Here is a 21,431-nt window from a genome sequence, read left to right as displayed (position 1 = left end):
TACATTTATGAGTACAGCCCGCTGATCATCATTGGGCTATACTCTTTATAAACTGCTCAGCCATGCCAATAATTTTCATCCTTCACTTCACTATAAACAAAGAACAAAAAAGCCCGCGGTTTCCGCGGACTTCATTCGGACAATGTTGTCCTTCTTCACACTCTCTTTTTATACACTCTCATTGCAAAGAAATAGGCTACGAACAAAATCCCAACGCACCACGCAAGAGCGACCCCATATATCATTACCCACCGGCTGACCTGACAGCAGCGCTCGGTTAGCCTCTACGATCGAGGTCACCGGCTGGTTTTCGGCAAAGACACGAACGACCTTCGGCATCGACTCGGTCGGAACAAATGCCGAGCTGATAAACTGTAGGAAGATAAGCAGGTACGAAAAAGCACTTGCGCCATTGACCATTTTTGCTGACAGACCTGCAATGGCCGCTAGCCAAGTTAATGCCAGCGTAAACAGAGCGAGTATGCCGACAACCGCAAGCCACGACAGTATCCTCGCAGACGAATGAAAGCCACACAGGCTTCTATTGGTGGTTATAATCTCTTTGCGAATGTATTCAACAGTCGATATCCAATGAACCTCTTCGATAAATTGGAGGTAACCATTTCATTGGACAGTTTTTGCCATCGGAGTCGTCGTGCAACGGTTGACCGACCATAGCGCTCAGGCTTCCTTATGGTTCTCCATTATTTCCCTGCCGGTATATACATATTTTGTATCTCCTGTACTCCAGGCACGAACCCAAGATTAAAATAAACAGATTCTGCATCATTACCTTCCATGACATACAATCTAAGTATCGAATATTTATCTACTAGGATACTCAGGGCTCTTTGCAACATATGTGTAGCCAATCCCCTTCCTCTATGAGAAGGTATTACACCGATACTATATACTGCTGCCAGATTGTCTTGTAAACAAAGACGACAATTCGCAATGAGCTGACCCGTATTCTTATCATAGATCATTGTTGAAGCCTGAACTAATATATCATTCGTATAATTAGGATCTTCATTTGGAATAAAATCTTCTAAAGAAAACTTTTTTCTCCTTACTGCTTCAAATCCTCCTTTAAAGCTTTCAAAGTCACAACGAGCAATTTCATCTTCATTGATGAAGCGCTTAGTTCCCTTCTCGTTTTCTTCAATTTGGGGACTTTCAATAATTAAATTTTCATCCCAGATAACTTCGAAATGATCTGTAGGACGCTGCATCCAACGACATCTGAATTCATCTGGCCAAAAACCCGCCCTCGCATATATTTGAACTTGATCGGGAAGAACCTCAAAAGTCTTAATTGGTTGAGTTCTGTCAGACCAATGTATTAATATTTCTTTAAGCAGCTTCAATATTTCGAATGAGTTATTAAAAGGAGGGATAAAAAATAAATGGTATATCACGTTGGGTGCCATTCTTACGCCGCCGATTTTAGTCTCTCCCTTATAAATCCAAAAAGAATTTCTTCGCGAAGCTGCATAGCTTTCTTCTCTAAAAAAACCAGTATACTGCATGTTATAATAAACGGAACAATAGACTCCCCATTCTTCTGGCTCCGCCATTCGAATAGAATATTCACTTGATAAATCATATGTAATAGTATCAATAGACCAATCGCTTAATTGCATACTCCATTCCTCCTTGTAAATTCACAAAATAATAGTAAGTGAACACGAATCACTACTGTTTGATACCTCTCCTCAAGATGTCCAAGAACGACAAAAAGACTACAGATGAACATAGCATCATCAGTAGCCTCAAATCTCCTGGATCACCTTATTAACAGATACGAATGAGGTACATATCTGACATAAGCATACAAATACCGAGCAAATAAGGCCCGGTGGAGAAAGGGATATATGATATTGCTATTGTTCTTAATAATATGAGCGCGGCTAAATAGAAGGTCTGCAGATTATAACTACGATTACTTCCAATTAGGATCGGCCTCATATATTCAGTTATTTTTTCAACTGATTAAGAACAACAATAATCACGACACCATTCACTCCTATCGAATGCTTATTTGCCCATATTACCAACGAGATAGATCATTCTCAAGTTACTAAATAATTATAAAGGTATTCTACCTGTATGTGATCCTACAGATAGCAAAAACCCGACCTCACGAGGTGGAGGCGAGGGGATTTGAACCCCTGTCCGAAGATCACGCCACAGGCCGAGATTTGACAGCGTATCCCACTAAAGTTGGGCCCTCATCCCGGTACGGTACATGGGCGATACAGAGCGAGAGCACACGAGCAGGTAATTAAGCTGTTACAGCGTAGTTTATTTGTTGTTTGCCAATTAATTGGCTTTAGCATTGATGAAGCAGACAACTCCCTGATGCTCGCTGGCTCAAAAAAAAGACAACCTTCATCAAAAAGGTTATCCTTTACACAGTTAAAGATGTTATTCGTGTGCTTGTAAACGTCTTTTCAAGAAATATGTAATTCAGGATGTTTGCGGTAAAAATCCGCCCAAAGCTCCAGATTGTCAGTTGTGATCAGAGATGTCGGATAATTCTTTGCGATTAACTCCATATCCTCAATCGTATCAATCGGCCAAGGGCCGGATTCAATGCCGTGCTCTGCAATCATCTCCGCATATTTCGGCGTCATAAATTGTTTGTGCACCCCGAGATACGTACAGCGGATCTCCTTCATAAACGGAAAAACGTAAGGCATACTGCCGTTGCAAATCATTCCCAATTCAATATCAGAATCAAGTTCTCTCGTACGTGCTATGGAAAAATGGTCGAAGCCGATGATCCGCGATTGGTCCAATGTATCCGTACGGCGAATAACATCCAGTGCCGCTTCTTCCAGCCCCGGATACCGGTCTCCGGTTTGTTTTAATTCGATAAGCACAGAAATGTTGCCCTTGAGCAATTTCATCGCTTCCTCCAGCGTCGGGATCGTTTCTATCTCCTTCACACGGAACCTTTTCAATTCCTCCAACGTATAATCGCGGATCAATCCTTGTCCGTCCGTCATACGGTTAATGGCAAAATCGTGCATCAGAACGGGCACGCCGTCCTTGGACAAATGGACGTCCAGCTCCAAGTGCGTAAAGGACAAGTCAATAGCCGCTTGAAACGAAGATAATGTGTTTTCCGGTAATCTCACCGGATAACCCCTATGCGCTACGCCTCTGATTTTCATAGTCTTTTCCTCCGTTATTATTAAGAATTTATGAATAGCGTTCGGTTGATAAAGTAAACGTGTGAATCTGGCAGTTGAGAAATTCTAGTATTTCTCAACTGCCAGTTCCGAGTCCGCCGGATGTTCGATTCGAGAGGCTTTCTGGAACCGCTGCCGCTCTACATAGTTGGCAATTCGAGCAAACGTCATGCTTGTCAGTACCGCAAATAGCACGAAACCATAGAAGCCGGCACCTAACCCGATCCCCGATCCCCCCACGAACAGTATCATGGCCGCCGAAGTTAATCCCTTAACCTTCAATCCATCTTTCAGAATAACACCAGCCCCGAGAAAACCGAGTCCCGCCACAATCTGAGCGGCCAGCCTCATTGGGTCCATCATCGTGTTCGGATATTGACCACTTAGCTTGCCGACGCTGTGAATGGATATCAGCGTAATTAAGGAGCAAGCTACGCAGACGTACATATACGTTTTCAAACCTGCAGGCTTGCTCTTGGTTTCCCTGTCCCAGCCAACGGCTAAACCGACAAGCGCACTTAGGACGATTCGCACATACGCTTCGTAGTATAGCTCGAAATGACGTGCGATATCAGCCACGGCGCCTGCCAGAGCATCATTCATTGCCTTCCCTCCACTCCAGGGCGATCTTTTTAGTTTATGCCACTAAAACAACATGATATGATCCCGATCCGCATTTTGCCCATATGCATTTAATGGCCGATGATAAAGAGGCAATTTATCATATAGGATCTGCGCAGCTCTTACTATTTCTTCATCCTCGATAGCTACTATTCGGGTGCGAACTTCAGACTTATCGATTTCCACGATACGTATGGAAGGATGACACAAGCCGGCAGCAGTCTGAATAAAGTTCCATTGTTCTTCCTTTACAATGGAGTGTACGTGATTGTGGCCGTTGAAGTAAAAACAGTTTCCTTGTCTTTTTCGTAAAACTGCTCGCATATCAATGGTCGGATCAATATGCATCTTTTCATCCAAAGATCCGGTTGTCGTGTTATATAGGGGATGATGGGCAAAAACCAAGATTGGCTTTGATGGAGAAACGAGCATTTGTGCCTCCAACCATTCCAATTGATCCGCATTAAGATGACCGCTATAATCTTTCGGGTCCATTTCTCTAGTCGAATCAACAAACACGAACAGGGCCTCATTGGTTTCAAATACATCGTTCAATGGTTGATCAATCAAAGATTGAAGCTTAGTTTTTGGTAATTCATATGCATCGTGATTCCCTAATACTTGGCGAAACGATATACCGGAGTTACGAATATACTGATATACGTTTTCGAATTCTTCCTCCGTTCCCATGTGGGTCAAATCACCAAGGGAGATGTGTAAGTCTGCCTCAATTTCGAATAGCTTTTGTAAATATCTTTCATAGAAACACTCTTTAGCCCTTAACAGCTCTTCATTTCCTTGCACAAATTTGTTATCAAAAAAATGCAAATCTCCAAATAGCGCCAAACGCATCATTTTATCTCTCCCCTATATAAATTTGAGTCAATTGCATTATTCGCCAGAAGGCACATCAATGGGATGATCGATCGGGACCGGAATTCCGAAATCGGGATTACCCTGTTCATCCCATCCGAATTTTTGTGCTCTAGTACTTCGATGCGCACTTCCTGCGCCTGACACTGAAATTGCGTGATAGACTATCCAATCTTCGTTATCATCAGGTGATTTAACAAAACTATTATGTCCGGGCCAGAACACATTATTTTCCAGGCTCTTTTGGAATACTGGACTTAGGGTTTTTATCCAAGATTTTGGATTCATCAAGTCATCCTGTTCAGAGCAAGTCAGCATACCTAGTGAATAGTCATCAGACCAACAAGTGCTAGCCGAGAAAATAAGAAAAATCTTCCCATTGTTCCTCAAAAGTACAGGCCCCTCATTAATCGCCATACCACCTTGCATTTCCCATGGGTCCGTAGGTTTACTTAGCAGAACGTTTTCTCCTTCTATTGTCCAAGGATTGATCATTTTTGCCATATAAATCGCAGACCCATACTCCGGAAAATGACCATATCCCGCATATAGGAAAAAAAGATTGCCCCTATGTTCAAATACCGTACCGTCCAAGCCTGCATATTCTGTATTAATAGATCCTTTATCCGTCCAGGTTCCTTCAAAAGGGTCTTCTTCTTCATTTTCAAGGACGAATATTTTACGAGTGCTGTCCCCGCCCCCATCATTCGCCGTGTAGTATATATACCACTTTTTGTTAATGTAATGAATTTCAGGAGCCCAAAGATTCTTACTTTTGATTCCGGTCTCTTCCGGGATCCAGATTGTCTTTTTGTCACCGTTGGCGATATTCGTAATATTGTCTGATCTCCATAGATCCAGACGATCTCTTCTTGTAACCATAAAATAATAGGTTCCGTCTTCGTGTTTATACATCCAAGGATCCGCACCATGCACTAGTAATGGATTCACAAAAGTTTTGCCCATACGATTCCCCACTCTCCTATACTATTTTAAGTTCGTTTACTCGACAGGCGAAGATCTCCCATCCCTATTCGCTTTCAGATAAGACCCGATCGCCCGGTCGCAAAGTTCCTTCGCGAATCTGATTAACGATTATATCCTGGATATGTTTGTACAGCGGGTATCCGGTCATATACGATTTCTCCAGTTGTTTAAATAAAAGTTGTTATATCCTTAACTTTGTAGCACAATAGGGATCTTTTCAACATCTAATGGTTGATTATACCTCCACATAACCACACATTTTCATGGTAATAAAAATCACCCCCACAGCATAGTAAGTCTGTTTCGGATAGAAAACGCTTTCTCAAAAGACCTGAGTACCTCTCATAATTTCTGTCCTACTGCGTAAAGCTATAAAGTTTCTAATCACTGGAAGTGTTATGCCAAAGAAAGTCCTGATCCGGTTTACTCCGTCAATGAGTGCAGATTCATGTAATTCTTTTGGTACCGTTCTCAAAGCTGCTACAATGATAAATAACTTAGATGGGCCGATAAATACATAGGGAGCTGTTACCGCAGAAAGACTTCGCACTTTTTTGAAGGTAAACATTGAGTAATACCTCCTTTTCCTATTTTTTAATACCATGCCTATATATTTGTGTTTATTATACTTAGGATATTTTTAAAGTTATATATTAAATTTAGTACATATTATATAAGTTATAATAAAGAATATAAGCTGTTAGCCTATATGAAGAAATCGTCGCAGATCTCGGCATTTTCAGTGAATACCTTTCTAACCTCCATGTATTCCGAGAATGCAAAAAAAACACCTGACAAGGTGTCTCCTCTGATAAGTTTGGTGGGGGTATGGAGATTTGAACCCCTGTCCGAAGATCACGCCACATTTGTCATCTAAGCGTTTCATAGATAAAAAATTTTCAATAATTTTATTATTTATAGGTAGGAATGGTAAACATAATAATAGAAGAAATTATGGAAGTCAAAACTAAGGAGGAAGTCATGGGAAGATTAGTTCATTTCGAGATTCATGTAGATAATATGGAGCGTGCTAAGAAGTTTTATGGAGAGATATTTGGATGGACTTTTGAGGATTGGAGCAGTTATGCTGGAATGCCCTACTTTGGAGCTGTGACGGGAGATGCAAATGAACTTGGAATCAACGGAGCTTTGATGCAGCGTCAAGGTGCCTCCCCACAACCAGGCCAGGCCATGAATGGTTATGCATGCACAATGGGAGTGGAAGACTACGATTCTACTGAAGCAAAAATTCTTAATCTTGGAGGCAAGCTCGCATTGCCAAAGTATGCACTGCCTGGGATGGCGTGGCAAGGGTATTATATTGACACTGAAGGAAATTTATTTGGGATTCATCAGCCAGATGAGAACGCAAAATAGCAGTTTGCCTTTTCCGCATATTTACAAAAGCCCGGCCTCACGCGGTCGGGCTTTTCATGTTAGAACTAAGTATTTTGCGAATTTTCATAATTGAAATATAGCTGATAAATAGCAAACATCCAAACCTTGGATTACATAGCAAAAACCCGACCTAATTCGGTCGGGTTTCTCATGGTTGGTGGAGGCGAGGGGATTTGAACCCCTGTCCGAAGATCACGCCACACAGGCTTCTACGGGTGTAGTCACAGTTTTGATGTCACCCAAGCAAACGCCCCGTAACCGGCTTTCGCTAAGGTCAGCCTGATTGTCTTCTTCAGCTCACCGCAGGCGGAGATGAGACAGCGTATTCCACTACTTGTTAGCCCCTAATCCAGTCACATGGACGATGCTGGGTAGAAGCACGCACACAGTTTCTTAGGCTGCGAAAGCGTAGTTTGTTTGTTGTTTGCCGTTTAATAGGCTTTAGCGTTGATGAAGCGGACGACTCCCCGCTACCCGCAACCCGCGCTCGTACAATCCCCGTCGAATCCATAAACGCCCCCAATTTTGCATAAACGATCAGCTGCAGATGAACACTACTCCGAAGAGTACATCCACACTAATGTTTAGCTAGATTGAAGCTTTAGGATTAAGGATCAGCATCTGACAAAGCAGGCTGTTCCGATTGTCTAACACGAATGCACTTGCATTGTTTGTCTTGCCGTTGCTACTGCTTTAGTATACCACGAATCAGCAGCTTCCGTGCACAATTGTTATTGGCAACAGTGGTCGCTTGCTCCCATGGAAAACAACACCTTAGTTAGAAACCTTCTGTTTCTCGCGCAGCACGCGCTGGATATCACGCTGAGCATCACGCTTAGCTGCCGTATCCCGTTTATCATACTGTTTCTTACCTTTACCGAGACCAATCAATAACTTCGCGTATCCATTGCGCACATAAATCTTCAAGGGCACGATCGCATAACCTTCTTGCTTAGATAAGCCTAGAAGTTTATGAATTTGCATCTTGTGCATCAACAGCTTGCGAGCACGTGTTGGATCGGTAGGATTATGAATATTCCCTTGCTCGAACGGACTAATGTGCATATTGTGTATGAAAATTTCCCCATTGCGGATAGTAGCAAACGCATCGCTAATGTTTGCACGGCCTGTACGCAGTGACTTAATTTCCGTACCCAGCAGTACCATGCCAGCTTCGAACGTTTCCTCAATGAAATAGTCATGGGAAGCTTTCTTATTCTGGGCGAGCTGCTTGCCGTCACTCTTCTTACCCATGCTAGTCACCTCGACTTAATTAAGCTAAAATAATGGTTGCACGTATACTGGTGTTCATTGTAACAACTTTAACAACGAAAATCAAGGCGGCCATGGAGCAACCCGCTCTGTCGCCCTGCCAAAAAGGAGATTTCCCATGCTGCTTGAAATCATTGCTACGACTGCAGATGAAGCGGTTACAGCTGTAGTGCACGGTGCGGACCGTGTAGAGCTTATCTCAGCCTTTGATGAAGGTGGACTAAGTCCACAAGAGGACGTTACGGTATTGGTGCTTGAGGCACTTAAACGACTCGAGCAATCTAACCATACACCTTTATCCAAAGTCTATCCCGTACACGCAATGGTCAGGCCACATAGCAAGTCCTTCGTATACGATAAGGCCGACATTAGTGAAATGACTACTCAAATGATTAGTATGCGCTCATTAGGCGTTCATGCATTCGTTTTAGGCACACTGCAGCTTGATGGCACCATTAATACTGATGCATTAGAAAGATTGTTGGAAGCTGCTGGTGATCGTCCTGTCACCTTCCACCGAGCATTCGATGAAGTGCCCGACCAAGAAGCAGCATTAGCCACACTCATAAAATATCCTCAAATTAAATGGGTGCTTACCTCGGGAGGCAAACCAAGCGTACTTGAAGCAGAAGATCAAATTAATAGGTTGGTTAAACAAAGTATTGGACATACTGTTACCATACTCCCTGGAAGCGGTCTATCGGTTCCTTCATTGCCTGCCTTTATAAAATCGACCGGAGCACAAGCCGTTCATCTTGGAACTGGCGTTAGAACCGGTGGAACAGATTCTCCTATTGATGGAATGCTCGTTCGGCATGCCCGTCAATTACTTAACGAATTCGAATAAAGAAACAGACATTCCTCTTATAAAAAAAAACCGCCTTTAACCCAAAGGTCAAAGGCGGTTTTATTAACGTTCGTAAGCTACTACAGCTTTACAACGTTTTCTGCTTGTGGTCCACGGTTGCCTTGAACAACGTTAAATTCTACGCGTTGTCCTTCTTCAAGAGTTTTGAAGCCTTCGCCAGTGATTGCGGAGAAATGTACGAATACATCGTTGCCGCCTTCAACTTCGATAAAGCCGAAACCTTTTTCTGCGTTAAACCATTTAACTGTACCTTGTTGCATGTGTAAAAACCTCCAAAAAAATAATATTAATATGCGCCTGGTTTGTCTTTAAACAAAAAATTCACACATTGGAAAGGGTTTCATGACTATAATGATACCCTTTTCAATATGTGAATTCAGGTTCATATTATCGATTGATTTGAGTGTACTATACCCAGAATTAAAATGCAAGTGACGAGCTTAAATATATTTTCCCAAATTGCCCAGATAGCGGCGACTTCCAAATATGCCATAGAACGGAAGTCGCCGCCCCTATTTTATTTGCGATTTTTCCGGACAAAAGCAGCTGTGGTGTTACCGCCGCCTCCGCTTTTTTTCTTCCGCTTGCTCTTCACCGCATCGCCGCTACTACCTTCCACACTCGGCGAATCCGCGCCTCGCTCACTACCAACCACGCCGCCCTCCGGCGTATTCCGCCGCTTCGCGCCACCACTACTATCGTTGCGCCGCTGCCCGGCTCCACGACCATTTCCGCCTGGCCCGCCGCCATTGCGGATGGGCAGGCCCCACATATCCGTACGCGAATTGTTCCCGCGCGACGAATCTCTGCCGTTACCGCGCGACGTATCCGCCTCTTGCCCCGGCCCACGTTCCGCCGGCTTTCCGCCGTCGTTCACGTTAGCTCCGGCTTCGCCGTCGCCACCCCGTCCGCGCCGCTTGCCTCCGCCGCGCCCGCTATCAGGTGCATCGATGCGCCATGGATTGGCCTGCTCGACAATGCCGACTACGCTGCGATCGACTCCGCCGCCAAATCCGCCGCGTCCGCCTTTGCCTCCGCGACCTTTACCGCCCGCATTTGCTCCGCGCTCGCCTCTTCCACCACGGCTGCCCTCGGCTGTTCCACCTTGGCCTTTACCTCCCGCGTTTCCTCCGCGATCAGTTTTGCCACGATAACCTTCGGTCGCTCCGCCTTGGGCTTTACCGCCTGCGTTTGCTCCGCGCTCGCCTCTTCCGCCGCGGTTGCCTTCACCTGCTCCGCCTTGGCCTTTGCCGCCCGCGTTTCCTCCACGTTCACCTCTGCCGCCTTTGCCTCTATCACCGAATCCGCCGCGTTTTTTGCCGCCGCGTTCACCGCCGCCAAAACCGCTGCTCGGTATACCCTTATAGCCGCTGCGCGGCTTCATATCTACAAGCTCAAAGTCAATCGTGTGTTCGGTCATACTGACGCGAGTAACACGAATCTTAACCTCATCGCCAATCCGGTACACTTTAGAGGTACGCTCGCCGACCAATATCATATGCTGCTCATGGAAGTTATAGTAATCATCAGACATGTCACTCAAGCGAATTAAACCTTCGACCGAATTATCTAGCTCGATAAACATCCCGAAGCTTGTTACGCTGCTAATAATACCTTCGAACTCTTCGCCCACTTTATCGAGCATGAATTCACATTTTTTCAACTGCTCTGTATCACGCTCGGCATCAACCGCTACCCGCTCGCGTTCCGATGAATGCTGCGCAATTTCCGGCATTCTAGCAGTTAACGATTCATGTCTTGCTTCTGTCAATTGTCCCTTGCCATCAAGCACCTCGCGAATGATACGGTGAATGACCAAATCGGGATAGCGGCGAATAGGCGATGTGAAATGCGAGTAGAATTCGGCTGCAAGGCCAAAATGCCCCAAGCTTTCCGCATCGTACTTCGCTTGCTTCATCGAGCGAAGCATCACCGTAGAAATAACGGTTGCTTCCTTCGTGCCGCGGATATCTTCTAGCAGTGTTTGCAATGCTTTTGGATGAATTGAATTGCCTTTGCCCTTCACTACATAACCGAAGTTCGCTGCAAACTGGACAAAGTTAAGCAATTTCTCTTGCGACGGATCTTCATGGATCCGGTAAAGGAACGGAACGCGCAGCCAGTGAAAATGCTCGGCTACCGTTTCATTCGCTACGAGCATAAATTCCTCAATGATTTGCTCCGCTACCGAACGCTCACGTTTCACAATATCAACCGCTTTACCGTTCTCATCAACGATAACTTTAGACTCTTGGAAATCGAAGTCGATCGCGCCGCGCTTCATTCGCTTGGAACGAAGACGCATCGCCAGATCCTCCATCAAACCAAACATATCAAGCAAGCTGGCGTAACGCTCTTTAAGCTCGGTTTGAGGCTCCTCTACCGACGCGGTCAATATTTTTTTCACATTGGTATAGGTCATACGTTCTTTCGTGCGGATCACACTTGTAAACACATCATGACGCACACGCTTAAGTGTAGCAGCATCAAATTCCATTTCACATGAAAGAGTCAGACGATCAACCTGTGGATTGAGCGAGCATATACCATTCGACAAACGGTGGGGAAGCATCGGAATAACGCGATCCACCAAATAAACGCTGCAGCCTCTAAGATAGGCTTCCTGATCCAGCTCTGAATTTTCTTTTACATAGTAGCCAACATCGGCAATATGTACACCTAACAAATAGTTGCCGTTCTCCAGTCGCTTCACATGCACCGCATCATCTAAATCCTTTGCATCTTCACCGTCAATCGTGACAATGACCTCACCGCGCAAGTCTCGTCTGCCTTGCTGCACAATCTCATCGTCTGTAATAGAATCGGGTGCCGCCTCAGCTTCTCTCATTACTTCATCTGGAAAGCCTTCTGGAAGCTGATGTTTGCGAATAATCGACAGGATGTCGACACCGGGATCATTTTTATGTCCCAAAATTTCGACAATTTCCCCTTCAGCTGCAGAACGCCCTTCTGGATAGGAGACAATTTTAACTACGACCTTCTGACCGGAGACAGCACCTTGATAGCCGCCTTTTGGTATGAATATATCTCGATTGATTCTTTTATCATCCGGTACGACAAAGGCATACACCTCATGATCCTCGAACGTTCCTACGATTTGCGTAACAGCACGTTCTACAATACGGACGACCTCGCCCTCCATCCGGCCCCCATGCTCACTTCTCGAAGTGACGCGAACCAGAATGATATCGCCGTTCATCGCGCTCTTCAAATCATTGGCGTGCAAATACACATCTCCATGATCCTTCTCATCCGGTATCAGAAAGCCGAAGCCCTTCGCATGCGATTGCAGCTTACCGCGCAATAGATTCATTCGTTCCGGCACGCCGTAATGATCATTTGGCGTACGAATGATTTTACCTTCATCTTCTAATTTATTCAGCAGTTTAAGGAACTCCTTAAACTCCACTGCATCTACGATACCAAAATGTTTCTCAAGCTCTTGGTACGTCATCGGCTTATATGCCGTTTCCCTCATAAAATCAAGCAGTTCCTGCTCGTAATTAATCATTATTATTTTTTCTCCTCATAAACCTGTCATATTGCTATAGCGCATTTTGCAGCAGGTTGATAGATTGTCATATAACATGTAGTATACACGAAATGGAAGCCGCGCATCCGTGAATATGATGAAAATACAAAAAAAGCGAGGAATATCCTCGCTTTCTGCGTGTGTGTTCGTTATTGTTTTACGAAGTAAGAAACAACAAGCGCCAATATGAAGAAACCAGCTGCTAAAGCAACTGTCAAACGCTGCAAGAACAAATCCAAACCGCGCGCTTTCTGTTTTCCGAAAAGGTGCTCAGCGCCACCCGTAATCGCTCCGGACAAGCCTGCACTTTTACCTTTTTGCAATAATACGACAGCAATAAGGCCGACAGAAAATATAACGAGCACGATTTTCAATATGATATCCATTCATTCCACCTCCAGCATAGGAGCTCCGTAGAAACACATAAATCGAGTGTACCATAGATGGGCACAAATTACAATAGGACAGCCCTTAATCTAGCTGATCACGTAAAACCATGTTCTTTCAAATATTTGAAATTATTAGCTGCGCTTTCGAGCGAGCTCGAATCAAATTGCTCTTGCTCAACAAACATATACGCAACGCCTGCAGGTTCAATCTCATTTAGCAGTTCACCATAACCAACCTCGCCCTTGCCGATTTCTGCATCCTTCCGCCCTTTGAAGAAGTCTTTCAGATGCACGCAAGGAACGCGCCCCTTGTATTTTTTTAAATAGTCAGCCGGATTATAACCTGCGATATAAATCCAGCCCAAATCAAACTCCATCTGCAAGAGCTCCTCTGGCATATCCGACAAAATATGATCGATAACAGGTTTCTTATCCACTAGCTTAAATTCAAAATCATGATTATGGTAGCCGTATTGCATGCCTGCTGCTTTCACTTGTTTCGCGCATTTTGTGAATACATCGACTAAATGCTGCACATTATCCTTCGTGGGCAACTCAGGGAGTGGTGCCCAGGGCGTAATAATATAAGAAACATCAAGCTCCAATGCATACTCGATTTGTCCTTCAAAATCAGATTCCATATGTTTGGTATCACTAAAATTGAGCGGGACATGCACAGAGGGTGTGATTAACCCTAGCTCATCCAGCTTACTTTTCAATTCCTTCGCCGGTGTTTTGAAATATCCTGCGAATTCAACCGCCTTATAACCTATTTTCGCCACCTTCTCTAAAGTAGACAAAAAATCAATCTCGGTTTCATCTCGAAGTGAATACATTTGAATGCCTATTACAGGTTTCGCCAATCTTACACACCGCCTAATCGTTCATACTTTACCCTCCTATTATGTCCTGCACGAGTCCAAAAAAAAGAAGGGTATGCCTGATCAGGCATACCCTTCTCAATAAGCCGCTAATTGCGTCCTATTTGATGTTTTTCAAGTTGTAGAATGCTGTTTTGCCAGCGTATTGAGCTGTCGAACCCAGTTGGTCCTCAATGCGAAGCAATTGGTTGTATTTCGCAACGCGATCCGTACGGGAAGGAGCGCCTGTTTTGATTTGGCCAGCGTTTGTAGCTACAGCGATGTCAGCAATTGTGCTGTCTTCGCTCTCGCCTGAACGGTGAGAGATAACTGCTGTGTAACCAGCGCGTTTAGCCATTTCGATCGCATCAAAAGTTTCAGTAAGCGTACCGATTTGGTTTACTTTTACAAGGATAGAGTTACCTACGCCTTTATCGATACCATCGGATAGACGCTCAGTGTTCGTAACGAACAGATCGTCACCAACCAGTTGAACTTTTTTGCCAATCTTCTCAGTAAGCAATTTCCAACCATCCCAATCGTCTTCGGAGCAACCGTCTTCGATTGTAAGGATTGGGTATTTGTCAGCCCATGAAGCAAGAAGATCAACGAACTCAGCAGGTGTAAACGATTTGCCTTCGCCTGCAAGTACGTATTTACCGTCTTTGAAGAACTCAGTCGAAGCAACGTCCATACCAAGGAATACGTCAACGCCTGGCTTGTAGCCTGCGCGCTCGATAGCGGAGATGATTGTTGTGATTGCTTCTTCGTTTGAACCAAGGTTAGGAGCAAAGCCGCCTTCGTCGCCAACAGCTGTGTTAAGACCTTTTTCATGCAATACAGCTTTAAGGTTGTGGAAGATTTCAGCGCCGATACGAAGCGCTTCTTTGAAGCTTTCAGCACCAACAGGAAGAACCATAAACTCTTGAACGTCGATGTTGTTGTCAGCATGCTCGCCGCCGTTGATGATGTTCATCATTGGAACCGGAAGCACTTTAGCGTTGAATCCGCCAAGGTAAGTGTAAAGAGGTACATCAAGCGCGTCAGCAGCTGCGCGAGCTACTGCCATCGATACAGCTAGAATCGCGTTAGCGCCAAGCTTAGCTTTGTTTGGAGTACCGTCAAGCTCGATCATTTTGCGGTCGATAGCTACTTGATCAAGTGCATCTAAACCAATGATTTCAGGAGCGATTTCAGTGTTAACATTTTCAACAGCTTTCAAAACGCCTTTACCAAGGTAACGGGATTTGTCGCCGTCACGAAGCTCAACAGCCTCGTAAGCGCCAGTGGAAGCGCCGGATGGAACGATTGCACGGCCTTTGCCGCCTGACTCAAGAGAAACCTCTACTTCTACAGTTGGATTCCCGCGGGAATCGAGTACTTCGCGTGCGTATACATCAACGATAATTGACATGTGAGAAAACACTCCTTTTAAGTTTTATTATTTGTTGATTAAAGTAATGCCCGTCATTTCACTTGGCTTAGCAAGCTCAAGCAAATCAAGAACTGTCGGTGCGATATCTGCAAGAATACCGCCTTCACGAAGTGTCTCGCCTGCTTTCGTTACGATAAGCGGAACCGGATTCGTCGTATGTGCCGTAAACGGACGGCCATTCTCGTCGAACACCATGTCAGCATTACCATGGTCAGCCGTGATGATGCAGACGCCGCCTTTGGCTAGTACAGCTTCCACTACTTTGCCAAGACATTCATCCGTCGCTTCAACCGCTTTTATCGTAGGCTCCAGCATGCCGGAGTGACCTACCATATCAGGGTTAGCGAAATTCAGAATGATTGCGTCATGCTTGTCAGATTCAATCTCGCGTACTGTGGACTCCGCAAGCTCATATGCGCTCATTTCCGGCTTGAGGTCGTACGTTGCGACCTTAGGGGAGTTAATAAGCACACGAGTTTCGCCAGGAAGCTCATGATCGCGTCCACCGCTGAAGAAAAACGTAACATGCGGATATTTTTCTGTTTCTGCTGTACGTAATTGAGTCTTGTTGTTTTGCACGAGCACTTCGCCAAGCGTATTATCGAGGTTCTTTGGTGAATACGCAACGAATCCGCCTACGGTTTCACTGAATAGCGTCAAGCAGACGAAATACAGATTAACAGGGTGGCTCTCGCCACGGTCAAAGCCGCGGAAGTCCTCGTTCGTGAATACTTGCGACAATTGAATCGCACGGTCAGGACGGAAGTTGAAGAAAATAACCGCGTCCTCGGATTCAACAAGACCAACTGGCTTGTTTTCACCGTCAATAATAACCGTTGGCATAACGAATTCATCATAAACCGATTTCTCGTAGGATTCAACTACCGCTTGAATCGGATCGAAATATTGAGGGCCTTCACCATAAACCATGGCACGGTAGGATTTCTCCGTACGCTCCCAACGCTTGTCGCGGTCCATTGCATAGTAACGGCCTTGTACCGTCGCAATGCGGCCTACGCCAACCTCTTCGATTTTGGCTTGAAGACGCTCTAGATAGCCCTTCGCACTGTCCGGGGACACGTCGCGGCCATCAAGAAAAGCATGAATGTATACCTCTTCAAGCTCTTCCTTCTTCGCTAGTTCCAGCAAAGCGAACAAGTGCTCAATGTGGCTGTGAACACCGCCATCAGATAGCAAGCCGTAAAGATGAAGCTTTTTGCTATTCGTTTTCACATGACGAACTGCGCCAAGAATCGTTTCATTGTCGTAAAATTCGCCGTCACGAATTGATTTACTAATACGAGTCAGATCCTGATAAACGATACGGCCAGCGCCGATGTTCAAGTGGCCAACCTCGGAGTTGCCCATTTGACCTTCAGGAAGTCCAACCGCCTCGCCGGACGCCGTTAATGTCGTATGCGGATAAGTTGACCAGTAACGGTCATAGTTCGGTTTTTTTGCTTGTGCAACCGCATTGCCCGTTACATCATCGCGCAAACCGAAGCCGTCTAGAATAATAAGCGCTACAGGTTTTGGAGCAGCCATATTACTTGGCCCCCTCGACCAGTGCGATGTAGGATGCTGGCTCTAAGCTCGCGCCGCCAACAAGTGCACCGTCAATATCAGCTTGACCCATGTACTCAGCAACGTTATTAGGCTTCACGCTGCCGCCGTATTGAATGCGAACCGCATCTGCAGTCGCTTGATCATAAAGACCAGCAACAACACCACGGATATAACCGATAACATCTTGTGCATCCTCGGAAGTTGAAGATTTACCTGTGCCGATAGCCCAGATTGGCTCGTATGCGATAACGACTTCAGCTGCTTGTGCTGCAGATACGCCTTGGAAAGCTGCTTCTGTTTGCACTTTGCAAACTTCCTTCGTTTGTCCTGCTTCACGCTCTTCAAGCTTCTCGCCTACACAAACGATAGGAAGCAAGCTGTTTTTGAAGGAAGCATGAACTTTCTTGTTCACGATCTCATCGGACTCTGCGAAATAAGCACGACGCTCGGAGTGACCGATAATCACGTATTTAACGCCTAGATCCTTCAGCATTACTCCGCTGATTTCACCAGTGAAAGCACCGTTGTCCTCAAAGTGAACGTTTTGCGCTCCGATTGCGATCGAAGTGCCTTTTGCTGCTTCAACAAGCGCTGGAAGCGTTGTGTATGGCGCGCAAATAACGCTCTCTACACCGTCAACTTCAGCTTTGCCTTTAATTTCGGAGAAAAATGTTACAGCCTCGGATACCGTTTTGAACATTTTCCAGTTACCTGCAATAATCGGTTTTCTGTTGCTCATGCTTAAGTCCTCCTCAAATCATATTATTTTGGTAAAGCCTATTATTTATCGTTAAGAGCTACAACGCCTGGAAGTACTTTACCTTCCATAAACTCTAGGGAAGCGCCGCCGCCTGTCGAGATAAAGTCCATTTTGTCAGCCAGGTGGAACTTCTCAGCTGCTGCTGCGGAATCGCCGCCGCCAATAACTGTATAACCAGCTGTTTCCGCGCATGCGCGAGCAACGGCTTGTGTACCATGGGAGAATGGCTCGATTTCAAATACGCCCATAGGTCCGTTCCATACGACTAGCTTGGAGTTTTTGATAACGTCAGCATAAATTTCACGCGTTTTTGGACCGATGTCGATACCTTCCCAATCAGCAGGGATGCTGTCAACATCAACGATTTGCGTGTTAGCGTTCGCGCTGAAATCGTCAGTAACAACGATATCAACAGGGATCAAGAAGTTTTTGCCTAGCTTCTTCGCTTTTTCCATGAACTCAAGCGCTAGATCAAGCTTGCTATTATCTACAAGTGATTTGCCGATTTCATGACCTTGTGCTTTGAAGAATGTATAAGACAAGCCGCCGCCAATAATAACATTGTCAGCAATTTCAAGCATTTTATCGATTACTGCGATTTTGTCTTTTACTTTAGAACCGCCAACGATTGCTGTGAAAGGACGCTCTGGGTTGTTTAGCGCTTTGCCTAGTACTTCAAGCTCTCTTTCCATAAGTAGGCCTGATACAGCTGGCAAAATGTGAGCAATGCCTTCTGTTGAAGCGTGAGCGCGGTGAGCAGCGCCGAATGCGTCGTTTACGAACAGGTCAGCAAGTTTTGCAAAAGCTTTCGCTAGTTCTGGATCGTTTTTCTCTTCGCCTTCGTAGAAACGTACGTTTTCAAGCAATAACACATCTCCGTTGTTAAGTGCAGCAACTTGTGCTTCAACAGCTTCGCCAATTGCTTCGCTAGCTTTCGTTACTTGCTTGCCTAGCAGCTCAGAAAGACGTACTGCGGAAGCTGTGTGACGAAGCTCTTCTACCACTTGACCGTTCGGACGTCCAAGATGACTTGCAAGAATAACTTTTGCGCCTTTTTCAATCAAGAAGTTGATCGTTGGAAGTGTTTCACGAATACGTTTGTCATCCGTAATTTTCCCATCTTCAAGCGGCACGTTGAAATCAACGCGAACAAATACTCGTTTACCAGCTAGTTCTGCTACATCACGTACACTTTTCTTATTCATCAATGAAGCCTCCCGAAAATGTGATATGGAAAGGTATAGCTGTAGAATTATAAAAAAAAGAGGGCGTTCCTTCAAAGAAGAAACGCCCTCATGATTTACGACTCCTAGAAGCCCCAAATCAAAGACCTATGCTTTACTCCGCATGCGCGGAGAGCTGCGGCCTCAGTCCGTCTTCTTTGCTTACAGACCTTTGCTAGCGATGTAAGCAGCAAGATCTACTACACGGTTCGAGTAGCCCCACTCGTTGTCGTACCATGAAATAACTTTAACCATGTTGCCTTCAACAACCATAGTTGAAAGACCATCAATTGTGGAAGAAGCAGGATCAGTGTTGTAGTCGCTTGATACAAGCGGCAATTCGTTGTAGTTCATGATGCCTTTAAGAGCGCCTTCTGAAGCTTCTTTGAATGCAGCGTTAACTTCTTCAACAGTTACGTTAACTTTAAGCTCAGCAACAAGGTCAGTTACGGAAACGTTAGGCGTAGGAACACGCATAGCCATACCGTTCAATTTACCTTTAAGCTCAGGAAGAACTAGTGAAACAGCTTTTGCTGCGCCAGTTGAAGAAGGAATGATGTTCTCAGCAGCTGCGCGAGCACGACGCAAGTCTTTGTGAGGAACGTCAAGAACGGATTGGTCATTTGTGTATGAGTGAATAGTAGTCATCATACCTTTAACGATTCCGAATTTGTCGTTCAATACTTTTGCGAAAGGTGCTAGGCAGTTCGTTGTGCAAGAAGCGTTGGAAATAATGGTGTGTGCCGCAGCGTCGTATTTATCTTCGTTAACGCCGATAACCACTGTAATATCTTCGTTCGTTGCAGGAGCGGAGATGATAACTTTTTTAGCGCCGCCTTGCAAGTGAAGCTCAGCTTTTTCTTTCGCTGTGAAAATACCAGTTGATTCAACTACGATTTCAACGCCAACCGAACTCCAAGGAAGGTCAGCAGGGTTACGCTCTGCGAATACTTTGATTTCGCGGCCATTTACGATAAGCGCGCCTTCTTTAGCTTCAACAGTACCGTCAAGTTGACCGTGTGTTGTATCGTATTTCAGAAGATGTGCCAGAGTTGCAGTATCCGTAAGATCGTTTACTGCCACGATTTGAACATCAGGGTTGTTCAGTGCTGCGCGGAATACGTTACGGCCGATGCGACCAAAACCATTAATACCAACTTTAACCATTTTTGTTTCCTCCTAAGCGTTTTTAAAAGATTATTGAATATATTTCAAGACATTTTGCAGGTATGCCAGAACAGCAATTTGCAAAGCGTCATGATTCCTTATTGCTTTCTTGTTGACTAAGCTTTTCTTGATCAATCAAAGCTACGATTTCGAGTGCAGCTGCTTCATCCGTTACGAGCACATCATTGTGTCCAAATCGCATCACTGCCGCTATAGCCTCGCCTTTGCTCTTACCGCCGGCTACACCTATAACAACTTCAGTCTTCACAATATCCTCGAGCCGTAACCCCACCGTTTGCATTTTGTGCACGACAGCGCCTTTTCGGTCAAAATAAAACCCGAACGACTCTGCCAAAGCACCCTCAGCTTCCATAGCATCAATAACCTCACGCTCTAGCCGCCTGCGTCTTGCCATAACTATAGCATCCCCGATACCATGTACAACGATGCGAGCACTGCGGATGACATCCACAATTTCCCGAATGTTCGGCTCCTGCATAATAGATGCAAAAGCTTCCTCTCCAAGATGATCCGGCACATGCAGAAGTCTGTATTGCGCTCCTGTACGCTTAGCCATCATTGAAGCAATCGTATTGGCTTGGTAATCCAAGCTCTCACCAAGACCGCCTCTAGCTGGCACGAACAAGTTCGTCTTCAGCTGAGAAGAGCTAACCAGTTGATTCGACAGCTGTGCAATCGTCGTACCGCCTGTTACCGCCACAACATCACTCGGCTGCATAACCTTGTTAAGCACCTGACATCCCGCACGACCAAGCTCTCGCTTCGTTTGAGCAGAAACCTCAGAATCGCCAGCAACAATAATGACCTGCGATAGTCCGTAATGACTGCGAATCGTTTCCTCCAGCTCGGATAGTCCGAACATCGTCTTGTAAAATGGCTCAAGCTGCTCTAACAAAAGCTTGCCTGAATCGCTAATCCGCATGCCCCCCGAGTGTATCTCGAGCAGCCCTTGCGCCTTTAGAAAATCGGTCTCCGCCCGAAGCATACGCTCCGTCATCGATAATACAGAAGCCAAAGTTCGACGTCCGATTAAGTCCGATACCATCACTTGATGTAAAATCGAATATCGTTTCTTCATGACCTCTAGCAGATCAGGCACAAGCTGCTGCTGCAGTTCAATGATCTGACGCATCTCTCATCCTTCACTCCATCGGCCTATAGCGTATTCGGTTCAAATACGTTGGACTCATTATGTCCCGCGGTATCATTTCAAGTCCCACCTTTAGTTTATCGGAAATCTA

At 45.3% G+C, this 21,431-nt stretch carries 19 protein-coding genes, 1 other RNA gene and 1 pseudogene; 2 read left to right on the top strand and 19 right to left on the bottom strand.

What is annotated here, in order from left to right:
• Window positions 1-155 precede the first annotated feature (155 nt).
• The 7 genes and pseudogenes from AC787_RS17525 to AC787_RS17495 all read right to left on the bottom strand — a co-directional run.
• A pseudogene (locus AC787_RS17525) lies at window positions 156-537 on the bottom strand (ABC transporter permease); the annotation flags it as partial.
• Window positions 538-704: 167 nt separating this feature from the next.
• Window positions 705-1,643, bottom strand: coding sequence for a GNAT family N-acetyltransferase (locus AC787_RS17520; RefSeq protein WP_054025956.1), 939 nt, complete (start codon window positions 1,641-1,643; stop codon window positions 705-707).
• Between the two features lie 810 nt (window positions 1,644-2,453).
• The gene (locus AC787_RS17515; RefSeq protein ID WP_054025955.1) at window positions 2,454-3,179 is read right to left on the bottom strand and encodes a glycerophosphodiester phosphodiesterase; all 726 of its coding nucleotides are present in this window, start codon (window positions 3,177-3,179) and stop codon (window positions 2,454-2,456) included.
• An 84-nt stretch (window positions 3,180-3,263) separates the two neighbouring features.
• Entirely contained in the window at window positions 3,264-3,800 is a 537-nt protein-coding gene (locus tag AC787_RS17510) for an MgtC/SapB family protein (protein ID WP_054025954.1), read from the bottom strand.
• A 42-nt stretch (window positions 3,801-3,842) separates the two neighbouring features.
• A complete protein-coding gene (locus tag AC787_RS17505; RefSeq protein ID WP_054025953.1) occupies window positions 3,843-4,673 on the bottom strand; it encodes a metallophosphoesterase family protein in 831 nt (276 codons plus the stop codon).
• 36 nt (window positions 4,674-4,709) lie between these two features.
• Entirely contained in the window at window positions 4,710-5,657 is a 948-nt protein-coding gene (locus AC787_RS17500; protein WP_054025952.1) for a family 43 glycosylhydrolase, read from the bottom strand.
• Between the two features lie 343 nt (window positions 5,658-6,000).
• Window positions 6,001-6,246, bottom strand: a complete 246-nt coding sequence (locus AC787_RS17495; protein ID WP_054025951.1) for an ABC transporter permease subunit — start codon at window positions 6,244-6,246, stop codon at window positions 6,001-6,003.
• A 413-nt stretch (window positions 6,247-6,659) separates the two neighbouring features.
• Here AC787_RS17495 and AC787_RS17490 point away from each other — a divergent pair, with 413 nt between their 5' ends.
• Window positions 6,660-7,055, top strand: a complete 396-nt coding sequence (locus tag AC787_RS17490; protein WP_054025950.1) for a VOC family protein — start codon at window positions 6,660-6,662, stop codon at window positions 7,053-7,055.
• 176 nt (window positions 7,056-7,231) lie between these two features.
• Here AC787_RS17490 and ssrA read toward each other — a convergent pair.
• Window positions 7,232-7,597: a transfer-messenger RNA gene (ssrA, locus tag AC787_RS32960) on the bottom strand.
• A gap of 253 nt (window positions 7,598-7,850) precedes the next feature.
• A complete protein-coding gene (smpB, locus tag AC787_RS17485; RefSeq protein WP_054025949.1) occupies window positions 7,851-8,330 on the bottom strand; it encodes an SsrA-binding protein SmpB in 480 nt (159 codons plus the stop codon).
• A gap of 136 nt (window positions 8,331-8,466) precedes the next feature.
• On the opposite strand from smpB, the gene AC787_RS17480 reads away from it, so the two are divergent.
• Window positions 8,467-9,195 (top strand): copper homeostasis protein CutC, encoded by a 729-nt coding sequence (locus AC787_RS17480; RefSeq protein ID WP_054025948.1) that lies wholly within the window; start codon window positions 8,467-8,469, stop codon window positions 9,193-9,195.
• 80 nt (window positions 9,196-9,275) lie between these two features.
• On the opposite strand, the gene AC787_RS17475 is transcribed toward AC787_RS17480, so the two are convergent.
• From AC787_RS17475 to AC787_RS17430, 10 genes are all read right to left on the bottom strand, one after another.
• Window positions 9,276-9,476 (bottom strand): cold-shock protein, encoded by a 201-nt coding sequence (locus AC787_RS17475; RefSeq protein ID WP_028609190.1) that lies wholly within the window; start codon window positions 9,474-9,476, stop codon window positions 9,276-9,278.
• 257 nt (window positions 9,477-9,733) lie between these two features.
• Window positions 9,734-12,745: a ribonuclease R gene (rnr, locus tag AC787_RS17470; protein WP_414730987.1), complete on the bottom strand. Its 3,012-nt coding sequence runs from the start codon at window positions 12,743-12,745 to the stop codon at window positions 9,734-9,736.
• Window positions 12,746-12,918: 173 nt separating this feature from the next.
• Window positions 12,919-13,155: a preprotein translocase subunit SecG gene (secG, locus tag AC787_RS17465; protein WP_054025946.1), complete on the bottom strand. Its 237-nt coding sequence runs from the start codon at window positions 13,153-13,155 to the stop codon at window positions 12,919-12,921.
• A gap of 98 nt (window positions 13,156-13,253) precedes the next feature.
• Window positions 13,254-14,021, bottom strand: coding sequence for a sugar phosphate isomerase/epimerase family protein (locus AC787_RS17460; protein ID WP_054025945.1), 768 nt, complete (start codon window positions 14,019-14,021; stop codon window positions 13,254-13,256).
• A 118-nt stretch (window positions 14,022-14,139) separates the two neighbouring features.
• The gene (eno, locus tag AC787_RS17455) at window positions 14,140-15,432 is read right to left on the bottom strand and encodes a phosphopyruvate hydratase (RefSeq protein WP_054025944.1); all 1,293 of its coding nucleotides are present in this window, start codon (window positions 15,430-15,432) and stop codon (window positions 14,140-14,142) included.
• 27 nt (window positions 15,433-15,459) lie between these two features.
• Entirely contained in the window at window positions 15,460-16,998 is a 1,539-nt protein-coding gene (gpmI, locus tag AC787_RS17450) for a 2,3-bisphosphoglycerate-independent phosphoglycerate mutase (RefSeq protein WP_054025943.1), read from the bottom strand.
• Between the two features lies 1 nt (window position 16,999).
• Entirely contained in the window at window positions 17,000-17,758 is a 759-nt protein-coding gene (gene tpiA, locus AC787_RS17445) for a triose-phosphate isomerase (protein ID WP_054025942.1), read from the bottom strand.
• Window positions 17,759-17,799: 41 nt separating this feature from the next.
• Entirely contained in the window at window positions 17,800-18,984 is a 1,185-nt protein-coding gene (locus AC787_RS17440) for a phosphoglycerate kinase (protein WP_054025941.1), read from the bottom strand.
• Between the two features lie 180 nt (window positions 18,985-19,164).
• Window positions 19,165-20,169: a type I glyceraldehyde-3-phosphate dehydrogenase gene (gene gap / locus AC787_RS17435; RefSeq protein WP_054025940.1), complete on the bottom strand. Its 1,005-nt coding sequence runs from the start codon at window positions 20,167-20,169 to the stop codon at window positions 19,165-19,167.
• 88 nt (window positions 20,170-20,257) lie between these two features.
• Complete coding sequence (locus AC787_RS17430) at window positions 20,258-21,322, bottom strand: sugar-binding transcriptional regulator (protein WP_054025939.1); 1,065 nt, start codon at window positions 21,320-21,322, stop codon at window positions 20,258-20,260.
• Window positions 21,323-21,431 lie beyond the last annotated feature (109 nt).

The sequence above is a fragment of the Bacillus sp. FJAT-28004 genome (assembly GCF_001280845.1).
GTDB lineage: Bacteria > Bacillota > Bacilli > Paenibacillales > Paenibacillaceae > Pristimantibacillus.
Note: the sequence above shows the minus strand (reverse complement) of the source record. Positions and strands in the feature narration are given on the sequence as shown.

Bases quoted from the DNA above. Each gene is read 5' to 3' on its own strand.
- eno (WP_054025944.1), bottom strand. From the start codon at position 15,432: ATGTCAATTATCGTTGATGTATACGCACGCGAAGTACTCGATTCCCGC.
- AC787_RS17475 (WP_028609190.1), bottom strand. From the start codon at position 9,476: ATGCAACAAGGTACAGTTAAATGGTTTAACGCAGAAAAAGGTTTCGGC.
- AC787_RS17440 (WP_054025941.1), bottom strand. From the start codon at position 18,984: ATGAATAAGAAAAGTGTACGTGATGTAGCAGAACTAGCTGGTAAACGA.
- secG (WP_054025946.1), bottom strand. From the start codon at position 13,155: ATGGATATCATATTGAAAATCGTGCTCGTTATATTTTCTGTCGGCCTT.
- AC787_RS17515 (WP_054025955.1), bottom strand. From the start codon at position 3,179: ATGAAAATCAGAGGCGTAGCGCATAGGGGTTATCCGGTGAGATTACCG.
- AC787_RS17430 (WP_054025939.1), bottom strand. From the start codon at position 21,322: ATGCGTCAGATCATTGAACTGCAGCAGCAGCTTGTGCCTGATCTGCTA.
- gap (WP_054025940.1), bottom strand. From the start codon at position 20,169: ATGGTTAAAGTTGGTATTAATGGTTTTGGTCGCATCGGCCGTAACGTA.
- AC787_RS17490 (WP_054025950.1), top strand. From the start codon at position 6,660: ATGGGAAGATTAGTTCATTTCGAGATTCATGTAGATAATATGGAGCGT.
- AC787_RS17480 (WP_054025948.1), top strand. From the start codon at position 8,467: ATGCTGCTTGAAATCATTGCTACGACTGCAGATGAAGCGGTTACAGCT.
- AC787_RS17495 (WP_054025951.1), bottom strand. From the start codon at position 6,246: ATGTTTACCTTCAAAAAAGTGCGAAGTCTTTCTGCGGTAACAGCTCCC.
- tpiA (WP_054025942.1), bottom strand. From the start codon at position 17,758: ATGAGCAACAGAAAACCGATTATTGCAGGTAACTGGAAAATGTTCAAA.
- AC787_RS17500 (WP_054025952.1), bottom strand. From the start codon at position 5,657: ATGGGCAAAACTTTTGTGAATCCATTACTAGTGCATGGTGCGGATCCT.
- AC787_RS17520 (WP_054025956.1), bottom strand. From the start codon at position 1,643: ATGCAATTAAGCGATTGGTCTATTGATACTATTACATATGATTTATCA.
- smpB (WP_054025949.1), bottom strand. From the start codon at position 8,330: ATGGGTAAGAAGAGTGACGGCAAGCAGCTCGCCCAGAATAAGAAAGCT.
- AC787_RS17505 (WP_054025953.1), bottom strand. From the start codon at position 4,673: ATGATGCGTTTGGCGCTATTTGGAGATTTGCATTTTTTTGATAACAAA.
- AC787_RS17510 (WP_054025954.1), bottom strand. From the start codon at position 3,800: ATGAATGATGCTCTGGCAGGCGCCGTGGCTGATATCGCACGTCATTTC.
- gpmI (WP_054025943.1), bottom strand. From the start codon at position 16,998: ATGGCTGCTCCAAAACCTGTAGCGCTTATTATTCTAGACGGCTTCGGT.